14 protein-coding genes are annotated in these 12551 nt (G+C 52.6%); 5 read left to right on the forward strand and 9 right to left on the reverse strand.

The features are described from left to right. From dapB to Q8Q07_07155, 5 genes are all read left to right on the forward strand, one after another. A partial coding sequence (gene dapB / locus Q8Q07_07135; GenBank protein ID MDP3880056.1) for a 4-hydroxy-tetrahydrodipicolinate reductase occupies positions 1-507 on the forward strand: 507 nt, incomplete at its 5' end. Next, on the forward strand, positions 504-1583 hold the full coding sequence (locus tag Q8Q07_07140) for an aspartate-semialdehyde dehydrogenase (GenBank protein ID MDP3880057.1): 1080 nt from the start codon (positions 504-506) through the stop codon (positions 1581-1583). The genes dapB and Q8Q07_07140, both read left to right, overlap by 4 nt. After that, positions 1534-2439 carry a 4-hydroxy-tetrahydrodipicolinate synthase gene (gene dapA, locus Q8Q07_07145; GenBank protein MDP3880058.1) on the forward strand — a complete coding sequence of 302 codons (906 nt, stop codon included), beginning with the start codon at positions 1534-1536 and terminating at the stop codon, positions 2437-2439. The genes Q8Q07_07140 and dapA overlap by 50 nt, the downstream gene beginning before the upstream one ends. 33 nt (positions 2440-2472) lie before the next feature. Further along, the gene (locus tag Q8Q07_07150; GenBank protein ID MDP3880059.1) at positions 2473-2778 is read left to right on the forward strand and encodes a carboxymuconolactone decarboxylase family protein; all 306 of its coding nucleotides are present in this window, start codon (positions 2473-2475) and stop codon (positions 2776-2778) included. A gap of 101 nt (positions 2779-2879) precedes the next feature. Next, positions 2880-3290 (forward strand): cupin domain-containing protein, encoded by a 411-nt coding sequence (locus Q8Q07_07155; GenBank protein MDP3880060.1) that lies wholly within the window; start codon positions 2880-2882, stop codon positions 3288-3290. 174 nt (positions 3291-3464) lie between these two features. On the opposite strand, the gene Q8Q07_07160 is transcribed toward Q8Q07_07155, so the two are convergent. The 9 genes from Q8Q07_07160 to nusA all read right to left on the reverse strand — a co-directional run. Then, entirely contained in the window at positions 3465-4748 is a 1284-nt protein-coding gene (locus Q8Q07_07160) for an adenylosuccinate synthase (GenBank protein MDP3880061.1), read from the reverse strand. Further along, a complete protein-coding gene (locus Q8Q07_07165) occupies positions 4748-5353 on the reverse strand; it encodes a CDP-alcohol phosphatidyltransferase family protein (GenBank protein ID MDP3880062.1) in 606 nt (201 codons plus the stop codon). The genes Q8Q07_07160 and Q8Q07_07165 overlap by 1 nt, the downstream gene beginning before the upstream one ends. Further along, entirely contained in the window at positions 5350-6546 is a 1197-nt protein-coding gene (locus Q8Q07_07170; GenBank protein ID MDP3880063.1) for a glycosyltransferase family 4 protein, read from the reverse strand. Before Q8Q07_07170 ends, Q8Q07_07165 begins: the two co-directional genes overlap by 4 nt. Positions 6547-6654: 108 nt before the next feature. Further along, positions 6655-7767, reverse strand: coding sequence for an inositol-3-phosphate synthase (locus tag Q8Q07_07175; GenBank protein MDP3880064.1), 1113 nt, complete (start codon positions 7765-7767; stop codon positions 6655-6657). 234 nt (positions 7768-8001) lie between these two features. After that, positions 8002-8922 carry a tRNA pseudouridine(55) synthase TruB gene (truB, locus tag Q8Q07_07180; GenBank protein ID MDP3880065.1) on the reverse strand — a complete coding sequence of 307 codons (921 nt, stop codon included), beginning with the start codon at positions 8920-8922 and terminating at the stop codon, positions 8002-8004. 67 nt (positions 8923-8989) lie between these two features. Continuing rightward, positions 8990-9373, reverse strand: coding sequence for a 30S ribosome-binding factor RbfA (gene rbfA / locus Q8Q07_07185; protein ID MDP3880066.1), 384 nt, complete (start codon positions 9371-9373; stop codon positions 8990-8992). Positions 9374-9385: 12 nt separating this feature from the next. Then, a complete protein-coding gene (infB, locus tag Q8Q07_07190; protein ID MDP3880067.1) occupies positions 9386-11230 on the reverse strand; it encodes a translation initiation factor IF-2 in 1845 nt (614 codons plus the stop codon). Then, positions 11230-11532 carry a YlxR family protein gene (locus Q8Q07_07195; protein MDP3880068.1) on the reverse strand — a complete coding sequence of 101 codons (303 nt, stop codon included), beginning with the start codon at positions 11530-11532 and terminating at the stop codon, positions 11230-11232. Before Q8Q07_07195 ends, infB begins: the two co-directional genes overlap by 1 nt. Further along, positions 11513-12551 (reverse strand): transcription termination factor NusA (nusA, locus tag Q8Q07_07200; protein MDP3880069.1); only part of this gene is annotated, 1039 nt, incomplete at its 5' end. The genes nusA and Q8Q07_07195, both read right to left, overlap by 20 nt.

Raw genomic sequence — 12551 nt, forward strand, 5'->3', positions numbered from 1 at the left:
CTCACGGCTGATGATATTGATGAGATTGACCGGCTGGCTAAAGCCAACAAAGTAGGGGCGGTGGTAGCGCCAAATTTTGCCCTGGGAGCAGTCCTCATGGTGCACCTGGCCAAAATAGCCGCCAGATATCTCGACTATGCAGAAATCGTCGAGCTGCATCACCACCTGAAAGTGGATTCGCCATCGGGGACGGCCATATCAACCGCCAGAGCCATGGCTCAAGCCCGGAACAAGCCGTTTGAGCAACCACCGGAGCAGAAGCAGGCCTCAAGCAGCCGCGGAGAGCAGGTGGAAGGAATCCCCATCCACAGTGTACGGCTACCGGGTCTCATGGCGCACCACGAGATAATACTGGGAGCCGCCGGACAAACACTGAGCATCCGCCATGACACTATTAACCGGGAATGCTACGTACCGGGCGTGATACTGGCCATCAAGGAAGTGGTCAAACGCCAGGGGTTGGTTTACGGGCTGGATATTTTGCTCAACTTACAGGAGACAAAATGAGTTACAGATTAGCTATTGTCGGGGCTACCGGACTTGTCGGGCAAGAGTTCATTAAAGTACTGGAGCAGCGTAATTTCCCTGTCGAATCAATGAGTCTCTTCGCCTCGGACCGTTCCGCGGGCAAGAAGATGTATTTCGCCCATCAGGAGATTGAAGTCAAGGAGACTGCTGCCGAGTCATTCCGGGCAATAGACATCGCCCTGTTCTCGGCAGGTACCGAAATCAGTCACCATTTCTCGCCGATAGCCGCCCAGTCAGGAGCCGTAGTTATCGATAATAGCGCTGCTTTTAGAATGGTCCCTCACGTGCCGCTGGTAGTGCCCGAGGTCAATCCTGAAGATATTAAGCTGCATAAGGGGATTATCGCTAACCCTAACTGCTCCACCATTCAGATGGTGGTGGCGCTGTATCCGCTGCACAAGGTCAACCCGATAAAGCGTATCATTGTTGACACCTACCAGGCGGTATCCGGCACCGGTTCGGCCGCCATAGAAGAGCTGACCACACAGAGCAAGCAGATACTGGACGGGCAAAACACGGTACCCCATGTCTACCCCCACCAGATAGCCTTTAACATCCTGCCGGAGATTGATGTCTTCCTGGACAACGGTTATACCAGAGAAGAGTGGAAAATGGTCAGTGAAACCAGGAAGATAATGCACGCCAGTGATATCGCTATTTCGGCGACCTGCGCACGGGTACCGGTATTCACCGGGCACAGCGAAGCCGTACATGTAGAATTTTCCCGGTCCATTTCTCCTGAAGAGGCGCGTCAAATCCTGACTCAGGCTCCCGGAGTTAAGCTGCTGGATGACCCGGTCATCAGCCTTTATCCGCAGCCATGGGCAGCCGCCGGCACTGATGAAGTCTACGTGGGACGTATCCGCCAGGATGCCTCCAATGCCCGGGGACTGGCGATGTGGGTTGTCGCCGATAATGTGCGCAAGGGAGCGGCACTGAACGCTGTCCAGATTGCCGAGGTAATGGTCAAAAACGAATGGTTGCGGCCGACGATAGGAGAGGAAAATGAAGAAATTAGGGCGACTGCTGACCGCGATGGTAACCCCCTTCGATGAGGAAGGGGCAGTTGATTATAAACAGGCCAAAAAGCTGGCACTAGCCTTACTCGACTCGGGGAGTGAAGGGCTGGTAGTGGTGGGCACTACCGGGGAATCACCTACCCTGGTGCGGGAGGAGGAACTACGCCTCTTCCGTGAAATCAAGGCGGCGGTGGGGGAACGGGGAACCGTAATTGCCGGCACCGGCAGTAACAGCACCGCTGAAGCCATGGAAGCAACGAAAGAGGCAGAGAGAATCGGCGTGGATGCCTGCCTGCTGGTTGTCCCCTACTATAACAAACCCACCCAGGAGGGACTGTACCAGCACTTCAAGACCATCGCCCAGAGTACCAGTCTGCGCTGTATCCTGTACAATGTGCCTTCACGCACCATCACCAACCTGTCCGCCGAGACGGTGGTCAGGCTCAGCCAGATTGATAATATCATCGGCGTAAAAGAGGCCAGCGCCAACATTGAGCAGATAACTCAAATAATCAATAACACCCGTGACGATTTTATCGTCTGGAGCGGCAATGACGGTGATACCCTGCCGATACTGGCAGTAGGCGGTTACGGGATAATCAGCGTCGCCTCGCATCTCGTCGGTAAGCAGATAAAGGAAATGGTTGACAGTTTCCTGAACGGTAACAGTGCGAAAGCTGCCGCCATTCACCGTCATCTCACCCCCCTGATTAACGCGCTGTTCGTCGTCTCCAATCCCATACCGGTAAAATACGCCCTTAACCAGATCGGCTTTAAGGCGGGGAAACCACGGCTTCCCCTGACCGAACCTGATGAAAAATCAGCGGCTTTTATCAGGGACACTCTGAAAAAGTACCAGATTGACCTGCCGGTAGGCGTACCAATTAGATAATTTTACTCAGGCATTTAGAGAGGAGGCAACACAATGGTAGAAGGACCGATAAAGATTTTTGAAACACTCGACCCCAAGTTTGCCAAACTTATTGAAAATACCAACGAGCTGGCTCTATCTGACGGCGCCCTGCCCCGCAAGGTCAAATGCCTCATTGGCATGGCTCTGGATGCCGTCGCCGGGACTACCAACGGGGTGAAGTCTTTAGCCCAGCAGGCGCTGAATGCCGGCGCTACCAAAGAGGAAGTCGTCGAAGCATTGAGGGTAGCCCAGTACATTAATGGAGTAGGCCCCGTCTACACAGCGGCGCCCGCCTTCAAGGAATTATTCCCGTCCTGACCTAGCCCTGAAGCAGCTTATTTCGACTTACCGCCCTTCCAGTCCGCAAGCGAGGAACCTGGACAGGCAAGCTATGATTAAAGAGCAGGAGTACAATATAGATGGTTGCCAGCAAAGGGTTATTCAGTAAAGCCAAGGATAAAGCAGCGATAACCAATCTGGAAGGGCACTTCAATTTGATTGCCTACGAGCTAATCCGCCCCGCAGAAGACGGTTCCATGCACCTCAGGGTGGTGCTTGATGAGGTTGAGCCGGGGGGAGGCATCGAGCCACACTACCACGACCTGACACCAGCCTGCGACCACGCTTACTATGTCATCAGCGGAGAAATCCTGGCTTCGCTGGCCGGACGGGAAGAGATAGTGGGTCCGGACACCCTCATTTACTGCCCGACCGATGTAGTCCATTCGCTGAGGAACGTCGGCAACAGTCCGGCAAAGCTGTTACGCATCGGGGCTGCCGCCAGCGGCGACACCGGCGGCAAGTCAGTCTTTGTCAAAGAGAACCAGTAGCTTGTATCACTTAAATTGTATGATCGTCATTGCGAGCGTAGCGAAGCAATCCGTTTCTCGGGGTGGCGGATTGCTTCGGGCTTCGCCCTCGCAATGACAAACAAACTAACCCGTTTCATTACTGCTAAGCGCCCTTAAAGAATACGCTAAAATCGCCACGCGCATTTCAGCGCTTCAGAGTATCGGGCTCTTCAGGATGGCTTCATCACGCTCAGGGCCAACACAGATCAGATTGACCGGACAGGAAATAAGCTCTTCCAATCTGGCGATATACTGGCGGGCTTGCGCGGGCAACTGCTCATACTTCCGGATATGAGTGGTAGGGGTCTGCCAGCCGGGTAGCTCTTCATAGATGGGCTGGCATCTTTCTAAAGCAGCGATACTGCTGGGGAAATAATCAATATCCTTCCCGTCCAGTTGATAGCCCACGCATATCTTCAGCGCCGGGAAGGTATCCAGAATATCAAGGCGGGTAAGGGTCACGCCGGTAAAGCCGTTAAGCCGGGCGCTGAAGCGGGCGGCAACGGCATCAAACCAGCCACAGCGCCGGGGTCTCCCGGTTGTAGCGCCGAACTCGTGGGCCAGATCTCGAATAAGGTCGCCGGTTTTATCCTTAAGCTCGGTAGGCATCGGCCCACCGCCCACCCGGGTACAGTAAGCTTTGAAAACGCCCAGAACACCGTTTACTTTGACCGGGCTGATACCGGCACCCAGGCAGGCTCCTCCTGACATCGGTGAAGAAGAAGTGGTGTAAGGATAAGTACCAAAATCAGGGTCAAGCATCGTCCCCTGGGCGCCTTCCAGCAGCACCATCTCCCCTCTGGCCAGCGCTTCATCAACCAGTGTCGTTGTATCCTGAATGTAAGGAGACAGACGCTCTCCATACTGGCAATACTGTTGATAGATTTCATCCAGGGAAAGGGGACTGACCTGATAGACTTTGGTTAAGATAGCATTCTTATAATCAAGGATAGTACGCAGCCGTTCCAAAAACGCTTCCTTGTCCAGAAGGTCACCGGCCCTGATTCCCAGCCGGGCTGCCTTATCAGCAAAGGCAGGGCCGATACCCTTACCGGTTGTCCCTATCGCCTTGCCGCCGCGCCATTTTTCTTCCAGTCCATCAAGTAAAATATGATAGGGCATAATCAGATTGGCCCGGTCACTGATAAGCAACCGGGAAGTATCGACGCCGCAGCGGTTGAGCAATTCCACCTCATCAATAAGAGCGCCCGGATTAACCACCACTCCATTACCGATTAGGCAAATAGCCTTCGGCGAAAAAATACCGGACGGCACCAGATGTAAGGCAAACTTACCCCAGGGATTAATTATGGTATGTCCGGCATTATCCCCACCGGAGAAGCGTATGACCACGCCGGCCTTTTCCGTAAGCATATCAACCACTTTTCCCTTCCCCTCATCTCCCCACTGAGCTCCGATAACAGCAATAACTGGCATCACTCCCCCCCCAAATTTATTTGAGTTTTTGTTTGCCGCCACGCATAAATCAGCCTCTGCCCAACCGTAATATAGCTAAATACCATGATTATAGACAAAGCTATGATAAGCTGGTTCACTAAAAGCCCGAGCACCAGTACCACCACCCTCTCTGACCGGGTAAACAGGCCCACCGGGCACTCAAGACCTATCCCCTCAACTCTCGCCCTGACATAGCTCACCATTAGTGAACCAACCAGGGCGACTCCGGCAACCATTATCCCACCGACCGACTGTCTTTCCGCGTACAGGAGCATAATCCCGAGCAACAGCACCGCCTCGGACAGGCGGTCAAGGGTGGAGTCAAGGACACCGCCGAAGCGGGTTACGCGATTCGTGCTGCGGGCTAACGCCCCGTCCAGTATATCAAAAAAACCGGCAACAAGCACCACCAGCCCGGCGGCGAAAAAGTGCTCGGTAATAATAAGCGCCGCAGCCCCGGCGGTTACCAAAAACCCAAACCAGCTGATGAAATTGGGGGTTACCGGCGCTTTAGCCAGAAGCCGGACCGCCGGCTGGGTGAAGTGGTAAGCCAGGCTCTTACGAGCTTCGGCTAATTTTATCACTGGTCACACCTTTCCAGGATTTTATCCTTATGATTCGAGCCGTTTCCCGTTCCGGTATTATTCTGCCGTGGCGACCCGTTAAGAACAGTGACATAGTAATCGAACACTTTTCGGGCAACCCGCTCCCAGCCATACTCCTGGGCTTTCGCCTTCCCCTTATCGCCCATCTGCCGCCGGAGCGTTTCGTTATTAAGGAGGGAGACCAGGGCATCGGCCAGCTTGCCGGTATCTTTCGGCGGCACCAGTAAGCCCTCTTCACCGTGGGTCACCACATTGGTATAACCATCAATATTGGTCGCCACAATCGGCGTGCCTACGGCCATAGCCTCCAGTAAAACAATGCCAAAACTCTCCCGGCCGGTGGCCGGGGCGCAAAAAACGTCGGCCGTTTTATAATATCGGGGCAGTTCGGCATAGGGTACATAACCATGAAAAACAACGTCTTTCAAGCCCCACCGCTTAATCCACCTCTCATACTTTTTGCGCGGCCTGGCGCCGGGGCCGACCACAATCAGGCGTGATTCCGGGACTTCCTGTTTGACCTGCCGGTAAGCTTTGATGAGATAATTCAAACCTTTACGCCGCTCCAAACGCCCGACAAAGAGGATATTCTTTTTCCCATCACAAAATTCCCCGATCGGGGCCACATCCGGCGAGAAGTGCTCCAAATCAACGCCATTAGGAATAATATTATAGTCTCCGGGAACATATTTGATGGCAAAATCCCGGGCTGACCCGGACACGGCAATTCTACCGTCAAGCTTACACAACCGTCTCTTCAATACTAAGCTACCGATAGGCCAGCCTAATTTATAACCGGGTCTTCCGTTAAAAGCGTGAAAAGTACCGACATTGGTTGAATTTGAAAACCGGAGCACGGCGCTACAGAGCATCGGCATGAAAGGCTCATGAAGATGGACGATATCAAAGCGCTCTCTTTCAAGAACAGCCTTGATCGTCGATGCCAGCCTGACCGACAAGGTAATCCGGGCAATGGAACCACTGGTAGGAATAGGGCGGGGCTTGCCAATGGGGATAAACCTGTCACCGAAAGTAGAGACGGCTCTGGATACGGGGGCAATAACCTTCACTTCATGCCCCATCCGGGTTAAATAACTTTCTAATGCTGAAATGTGATTGGTAACACCACCGGGATAAGCAAAGTCATAAGGCGAAACCAAGGCTATTTTCATAAGCCGCTACCTGAAACCCGCCATCTTATCTAAGAAACTGCCGGACAAGTCTTTATGCTTTTTCAGCACACCAAACATTGAAGCAGAACCGGTCATTCAACAGCCTTTTTACTCCGGTGTTACTTTCGCGGAAACTTTTACTTTCTCTGACCGGTTTGCCGTGATGAATTCTTCCACCATCCGGCGGGCCTCATCATCCGTGTACTGGACAGGCGGTGATTTCATGAAGTAAGCTGAGGGGGATGTCAAGGCTCCCTTCAATCCATGGTCCAGGGCAAGTTTACAGCACCTGATAGCATCAATAACCACTCCGGCTGAGTTAGGGCTATCCCAGACTTCAAGCTTGAGCTCCAGGTTTAGAGGAACATCTCCAAAAGTACGCCCTTCCATCCTGATATGACAGAATTTACGGTCAGTCAGCCACGGGACGTAATCACTGGGGCCAACATGAACGTCCTCTTCGGCAAGGGGATAGTCCAGCTGAGAAGTGACGGCGTTAGTCTTGGATATTTTCTTGGACTCAAGGCGTTCCCGCTCCAGCATATTAAGAAAGTCAGTATTACCGCCAAAGTTCAGCTGGTAGGTCCGTTCCAGCTTGACACCACGGTCCCCGAACAGCCGGGTCAGCACACGGTGGACAATAGTGGCGCCCACCTGCGATTTTACGTCATCGCCGATAACCGGTAACCCTTTCTCAATAAAGCGCTCCTGCCAGTACTTCTCACGGGCGATAAAAACAGGGATGCAGTTGACAAGGCCACAACCCGCCGCCAGAACCTGCTCGATATACCACTTGGTCGCCTCTTCACTGCCCACCGGCAGGTAATTAAGCACAACGTCAGTCTGTGTTTCTTTGAGAATTTTCACTATGTCAGAGGTTGGTCCGGGAGCTTTCTTGATTATCTGAGACAGGTATTTACCCAGTCCATCATGGGTCATGCCCCGCTGAACGATAACCCCCGTAGCCGGGACATCAGTGAACTTAAAGGTATTATTCGGCAGGGTAAAAATCGCTTCCGCCAGGTCTTTACCCACCTTGTTCCGATCAATATCAAAGGCGGCCACAAAATTGATATCATTGATATGATAGCCACCCAGATTAACGTGCATAATGCCGGGGACAAACTCACCCTTTTTAGCCTTACTATAGTAATGCACACCCTGGATCAGTGAAGAAGCACAATTACCAACCCCAATCACGGCTACATTTATCTTACCCAACGTCTGAATATCCTCCTTAGCAACAAGAAGCCAGTTAAAGAATTTTTCCCAAGCTTTCCCGTTCCAGTCATTCCGAGCTATCCACTAACGGCAAAACACCTGACCCGAGTACGGGAATCCTCTCCAAACGCCAGCCATCGATCAGTCATGACTGACTCCAACGGCTTATCCCAAATCGTACACGGGCAATCAGGAAGCTGTTTGCCTCCGCCGGCAACCTGATAAAGTGTCCGGCTAGACAAACACTTTCTTTGGCTGCCACTGCCCTCTTCCAGAGTTGAAGCGTAACACACCTAGGAAGTCCCCGTCAAGAGCGTAGGCACGGCAATAATTTTCAGAAGCGGGCCGGTTTTGTTCCGGGCACTCCCTCCCCTCACCTTCATCATCATTCGCCAGGTGCAAGGGACGCCCGTTCCTGATATTTTGTTCAGCATCAGCGCCAACGACCACGGCTGCATAATTTAGAAGCACGCTATCTACGGGATGAATAAACTGCTGCCAGTAGCCGTAGCGGAACGCCTCCTCGAGTTGAGGCAGAGTAAGCGCACCGCCGATATCAAAAGGGCCACACCGCACCCGCATCAAACTCTTCAGATAAGCCCCGCACCCCAGAAGCCGCCCCAAATCATCAGCCAGAGAACGGATATAAGTACCTTTACCACAGATTATTTCTACGGTAGCTACAGGTGGTTGCCAGTCCACGAGCTTCAGGTCATGGACTTCCGCCAATCTACTCTTCCGCTCAACCGTGATACCCGCCCTTGCCAGCTTATAAAGAGGCTTACCCTGGTACTTCACCGCGCTATACATGGGTGGGGTCTGCTTGATTAAGCCATGGAAAGAAGCCAGAGCTGAAACCAGATGTTCCCGAGTGACACCCGAGGGGTCACCGCGCCGCACGACCATACCATCGGCGTCATAAGTATCGGTAGCCACGCCTAACTCGATCTCAGCGCGATAAGTCTTGGTGCTCCCTACTAAAAACTCGATGACACGCGTTCCCTGGCCAACAGCAACCGGCAGGACACCGGTAGCCGCCGGGTCCAGCGTACCGGCATGACCGACCCGCCGTTCCCCGCTGAGCCATTTCACCATAGCCACGATACTGAAGGAAGTCCTGGCCGGGGGCTTATTGATATTGAAAATTCCGTCCACAGTCGACCCTCGTCTCTGATTATAATCTGGCTATGAAAAACCGCCTCAAACAGTTAGCGTGACAGCTTTAATCTTCGCCGGAACCCGAAGTTCTCAAAGCTTCGTCTTCATCTGAGGTAACCGCGTCCAGCAGTTGCAGGAGATGGTCCCCGCGTTCAATTGATTCATCCCATTGGAAGCTGAGCTCTGGGGTATAGCGTAATTTAAGGTTTTTTGCCAGTTCCTTACGCAAGAACCCTGAGGCTGAGGCCAGCACACTCAGCGTCTCCCGTTTTTCTTCCTCGCTGCCCAGGCGGCTGATAAATACCCGGGCGTGTTTCAGGTCGGCAGAGGTGATAACCTCGGTCACCGTAATAAAAGTGCCCAGCCGGGGGTCTTTGACCTGGCGCTGAAGCAATTGGCTGAGTTCCTGACGAATGAGGCTATTCACCCGCTCGATACGATGCGGCATAATTGTTTCCCTTTAGATGACTTCCTCAATCCTGAAAAACTCCAGGATATCGCCGACTTCAAAATCATTAAAGTCTTTGACGCCCACGCCACACTCGTAGCCGGTCGCTACTTCTCTGACATCATCCTTAAAGCGCTTGAGACTAATAACAATAGATTCATGCACCACTTCCGTGCCGCGCCGCACCCGGACCGAGACGCCACGGGTCACTTTGCCTTCAGTAACATAGACGCCGGCGGCTTTCTCTCTCTTACCGGCGGTAAAGACGGCTCTTACCTCAGCCCGTCCATCAATTACCTCAACCTTAGTGGGTTGCAGCATACCCTTTAGAGCCTTGGCTATGTCATTCAGCAGGTTATAAATCACGTCATAATTACGGATGCTGACACTCTCCAGGGCAGCCAGTCTCCGCGCTCCTGGTTCAGAGTCGGCATTAAAACCAATAATAAGCCCTTTAGAAGCAATCGCCAGCATAACATCACTCTCAGTAACATTACCGGTGCTGCTGTGAATAATCCTGACTTTAACTTCATCAGTGGACAACTGCTCCAAAGAAGTTACTATAGGTTCAATACTACCCTGTACATCAGTCTTGAGAATAATATTGAGTTCTTTTACCTGTCCGGTTTTAACCTGCTCAAAGAGATTACCGAGAGTCACTGACCTTGACGATACCGCCCCGGCCTGCATCTCTGTTTGACGCTTCTCAAGCAACGCTTTTGCCTGCCGTTCACCGGCAACAGCCGTCATGGTATCGCCTTCCTGAGGCACGCTGTTTAAGCCGAGAATTTCGACAGGGGTAGATGGTTCCGCTTTCCTCACCTGCTTACCAAGGTCATTGAACATGGCTTTGACCCTGCCCCAGGTATTACCGACAACCACCGTGTTGCCCGGTCGAAGGGTCCCGTTCTGTATCAGTACCGTAGCTAGCGGCCCCTTGGTCTTGTCCATCTTAGCTTCGATAACCACTCCCTCCGCGGGACGGGCCGGGTCTGCATTCAACTCCTCCATCTCAGCCACAATCAGCAGGTTCTCCAGCAACTCGGGGACGCCCAGGTTCTCCCTGGCCGAAATCGGAACGCAAATCGTATCACCGCCCCATTCCTCAATCAGCAAACCGGCCTCGTTTAGCTGTTGCTTGACCAATTCCGGGTTTGCATCAGCCTTATCAATCTTGTTAATCGCCACCACGATAGGCACTCCAGCCGCTCGAGCATGATTGATGGCTTCCAGGGTCTGGGGCATTACTCCGTCATCAGCCGCCACCACCAGAATGGCAATATCGGTTATCTGGGCGCCATGGGCGCGCATCGCGGTGAAGGCTTCATGTCCCGGAGTATCCAGAAAGGTAATTTTTTGACCGTCAATCTCCACCTGATAAGCACCAATATGCTGGGTGATTCCTCCGGCTTCAGTATCCATAACATGAGTCTTACGGATAGCATCAAGCAGCCTGGTCTTACCGTGGTTAACATGGCCCATGACCGTAACCACCGGAGGACGCGGCTTGAGGTTACCGAGTTCTTTATCCTGCTGGAGCTGCTGTCTTTTAGCTTCCCTGACAAGAGTGGTTGACTTCCGCCCCTTTTGAGGTTGAGGGTGCGCCTCATAATTAAGATGGGCCGCCACGGCCGCAGCGGCTTCATAATCAATAGTTTGATTAATATTAGCCATAATCCCGTTGCTCATCAATCGCTTAATGACTTCAACACCGCTGACCTGCAGGAGTTCAGCCAGTTGCTCGACACTTATTACGCGAGGGATTTCAATCACGCGAGGTTGTGAAGATGAAGGAGTGGCGGTGACCTTCTCATCTGACGATTCCGCTATATTACTCTGCTTACCAGCCCTGACCACTAATCAACTCCTTCATACAGGTCTTTCCCATACTTTATCAGCCGTTCCCGATTATCCTGAGTAAGAATGACCCGCAGCGTGTGCTCTAATCTGTTACCTTTAAGCCCGGTTTTCCAGCACCCGGCTAAAGGACATAAATACGCACCGCGCCCCTTCTTCTTACCATCAATATCAACTTCCACACTACCATCAGCTACCCGCACCAGACGAACCATCTCCGACTTTGCCTTTACCTGGCGGCAAGCCAGGCAGGTCCGCTGCGGTAGCTGCTTGGCAGTAAGACTACTCGAATTCCTCATCATCCAGGAAGATGTCAGAGTCCCGGCGCGACCTCCTGGTCACGACCGCATCCTCCTTGCTCTCCGTCTCACGCTGTCCTTTCTTTTTCTTCTTTTTCGTTTTCGCCTGTACTTTAGCTGGCCCGCGGGCTAAAATATCCTCGGCAAACCTGAGTTTGGGTTTTTCCGCAGCTACTGGCACAGGCACAAAACCACTGTCAAAAGCCGGCATCGGCTCAACCGTTTCGCCCGGCGCTAAAACTGGCTCGACAACGGGCGGAGTTTCTAAGGGAGTTTCCTCAGCGTATACCTCTTCCGCTTCGGCCAGAGGTTCGGCTGCTTCTGCCCTTTCTGCTTCTACTCTTTCTGCCTCCGCTCTCTCGGCTTCCGCCGCTGAGGCACTCTTAATATCAATACGCCAGCCGGTTAGCTTGGCCGCCAAACGGACATTTTGCCCCTCTTTGCCGATGGCCAGTGAGAGTTGCCGATCCGGAACAACTACAGTAGCCACCCCCTCACTTTTATCCAGCGACACACCCAGTATTTGAGCAGGACTGAGAGAGTGAGAAATAAATACAGCCGGGTCCGGACTCCACAGAACTACGTCAACCTTTTCACCATTTAACTCATTAACAATATTCTGTATCCTGATACCACGCAAGCCGACACAGCAACCAACCGGGTCAACTCCTTCCTGAAGTGCGACTACGGCTACTTTGCTCCGTGAGCCAGCCTCACGGGAAATTGCTTTCAATTCCACGGTACCGTTAAGAATTTCAGGCACTTCCATCTCAAAAAGCCGGCGCAGCAAGTCAGGATGCGAGCGTGACAGTATCACCCGGGGGCCTCTACTGGTCCTGACCACTTCGAGGATAATGGCCTTGAGTCTTTGCCCTATCCGGTACCTCTCCGTGGGCACCTGCTCAACTGAGGGTAATATCGCTTCGGTCCTGCCCAAATCAATGATAATCTGCCTTGGTTCAATACGCTGTACCAGGCCGGTAACAATATCACTTTCTCTATCAGCGTATTCCTCAAATATG

Source organism: Dehalococcoidales bacterium, assembly GCA_030698765.1.
Classification (GTDB): Bacteria; Chloroflexota; Dehalococcoidia; order Dehalococcoidales; family UBA2162; genus JAUYMF01.

What these genes read in the sequence shown, in the direction of transcription:
- Q8Q07_07170 (MDP3880063.1), bottom strand. Translation starts at nt 6,546, where the DNA reads ATGAAAATAGCCTTGGTTTCGCCTTATGACTTTGCTTATCCCGGTGGT.
- rbfA (MDP3880066.1), bottom strand. Translation starts at nt 9,373, where the DNA reads ATGCCGCATCGTATCGAGCGGGTGAATAGCCTCATTCGTCAGGAACTC.
- Q8Q07_07155 (MDP3880060.1), top strand. Translation starts at nt 2,880, where the DNA reads ATGGTTGCCAGCAAAGGGTTATTCAGTAAAGCCAAGGATAAAGCAGCG.
- Q8Q07_07160 (MDP3880061.1), bottom strand. Translation starts at nt 4,748, where the DNA reads ATGCCAGTTATTGCTGTTATCGGAGCTCAGTGGGGAGATGAGGGGAAG.
- Q8Q07_07150 (MDP3880059.1), top strand. Translation starts at nt 2,473, where the DNA reads ATGGTAGAAGGACCGATAAAGATTTTTGAAACACTCGACCCCAAGTTT.
- Q8Q07_07140 (MDP3880057.1), top strand. Translation starts at nt 504, where the DNA reads ATGAGTTACAGATTAGCTATTGTCGGGGCTACCGGACTTGTCGGGCAA.
- dapA (MDP3880058.1), top strand. Translation starts at nt 1,534, where the DNA reads ATGAAGAAATTAGGGCGACTGCTGACCGCGATGGTAACCCCCTTCGAT.
- Q8Q07_07195 (MDP3880068.1), bottom strand. Translation starts at nt 11,532, where the DNA reads ATGATGAGGAATTCGAGTAGTCTTACTGCCAAGCAGCTACCGCAGCGG.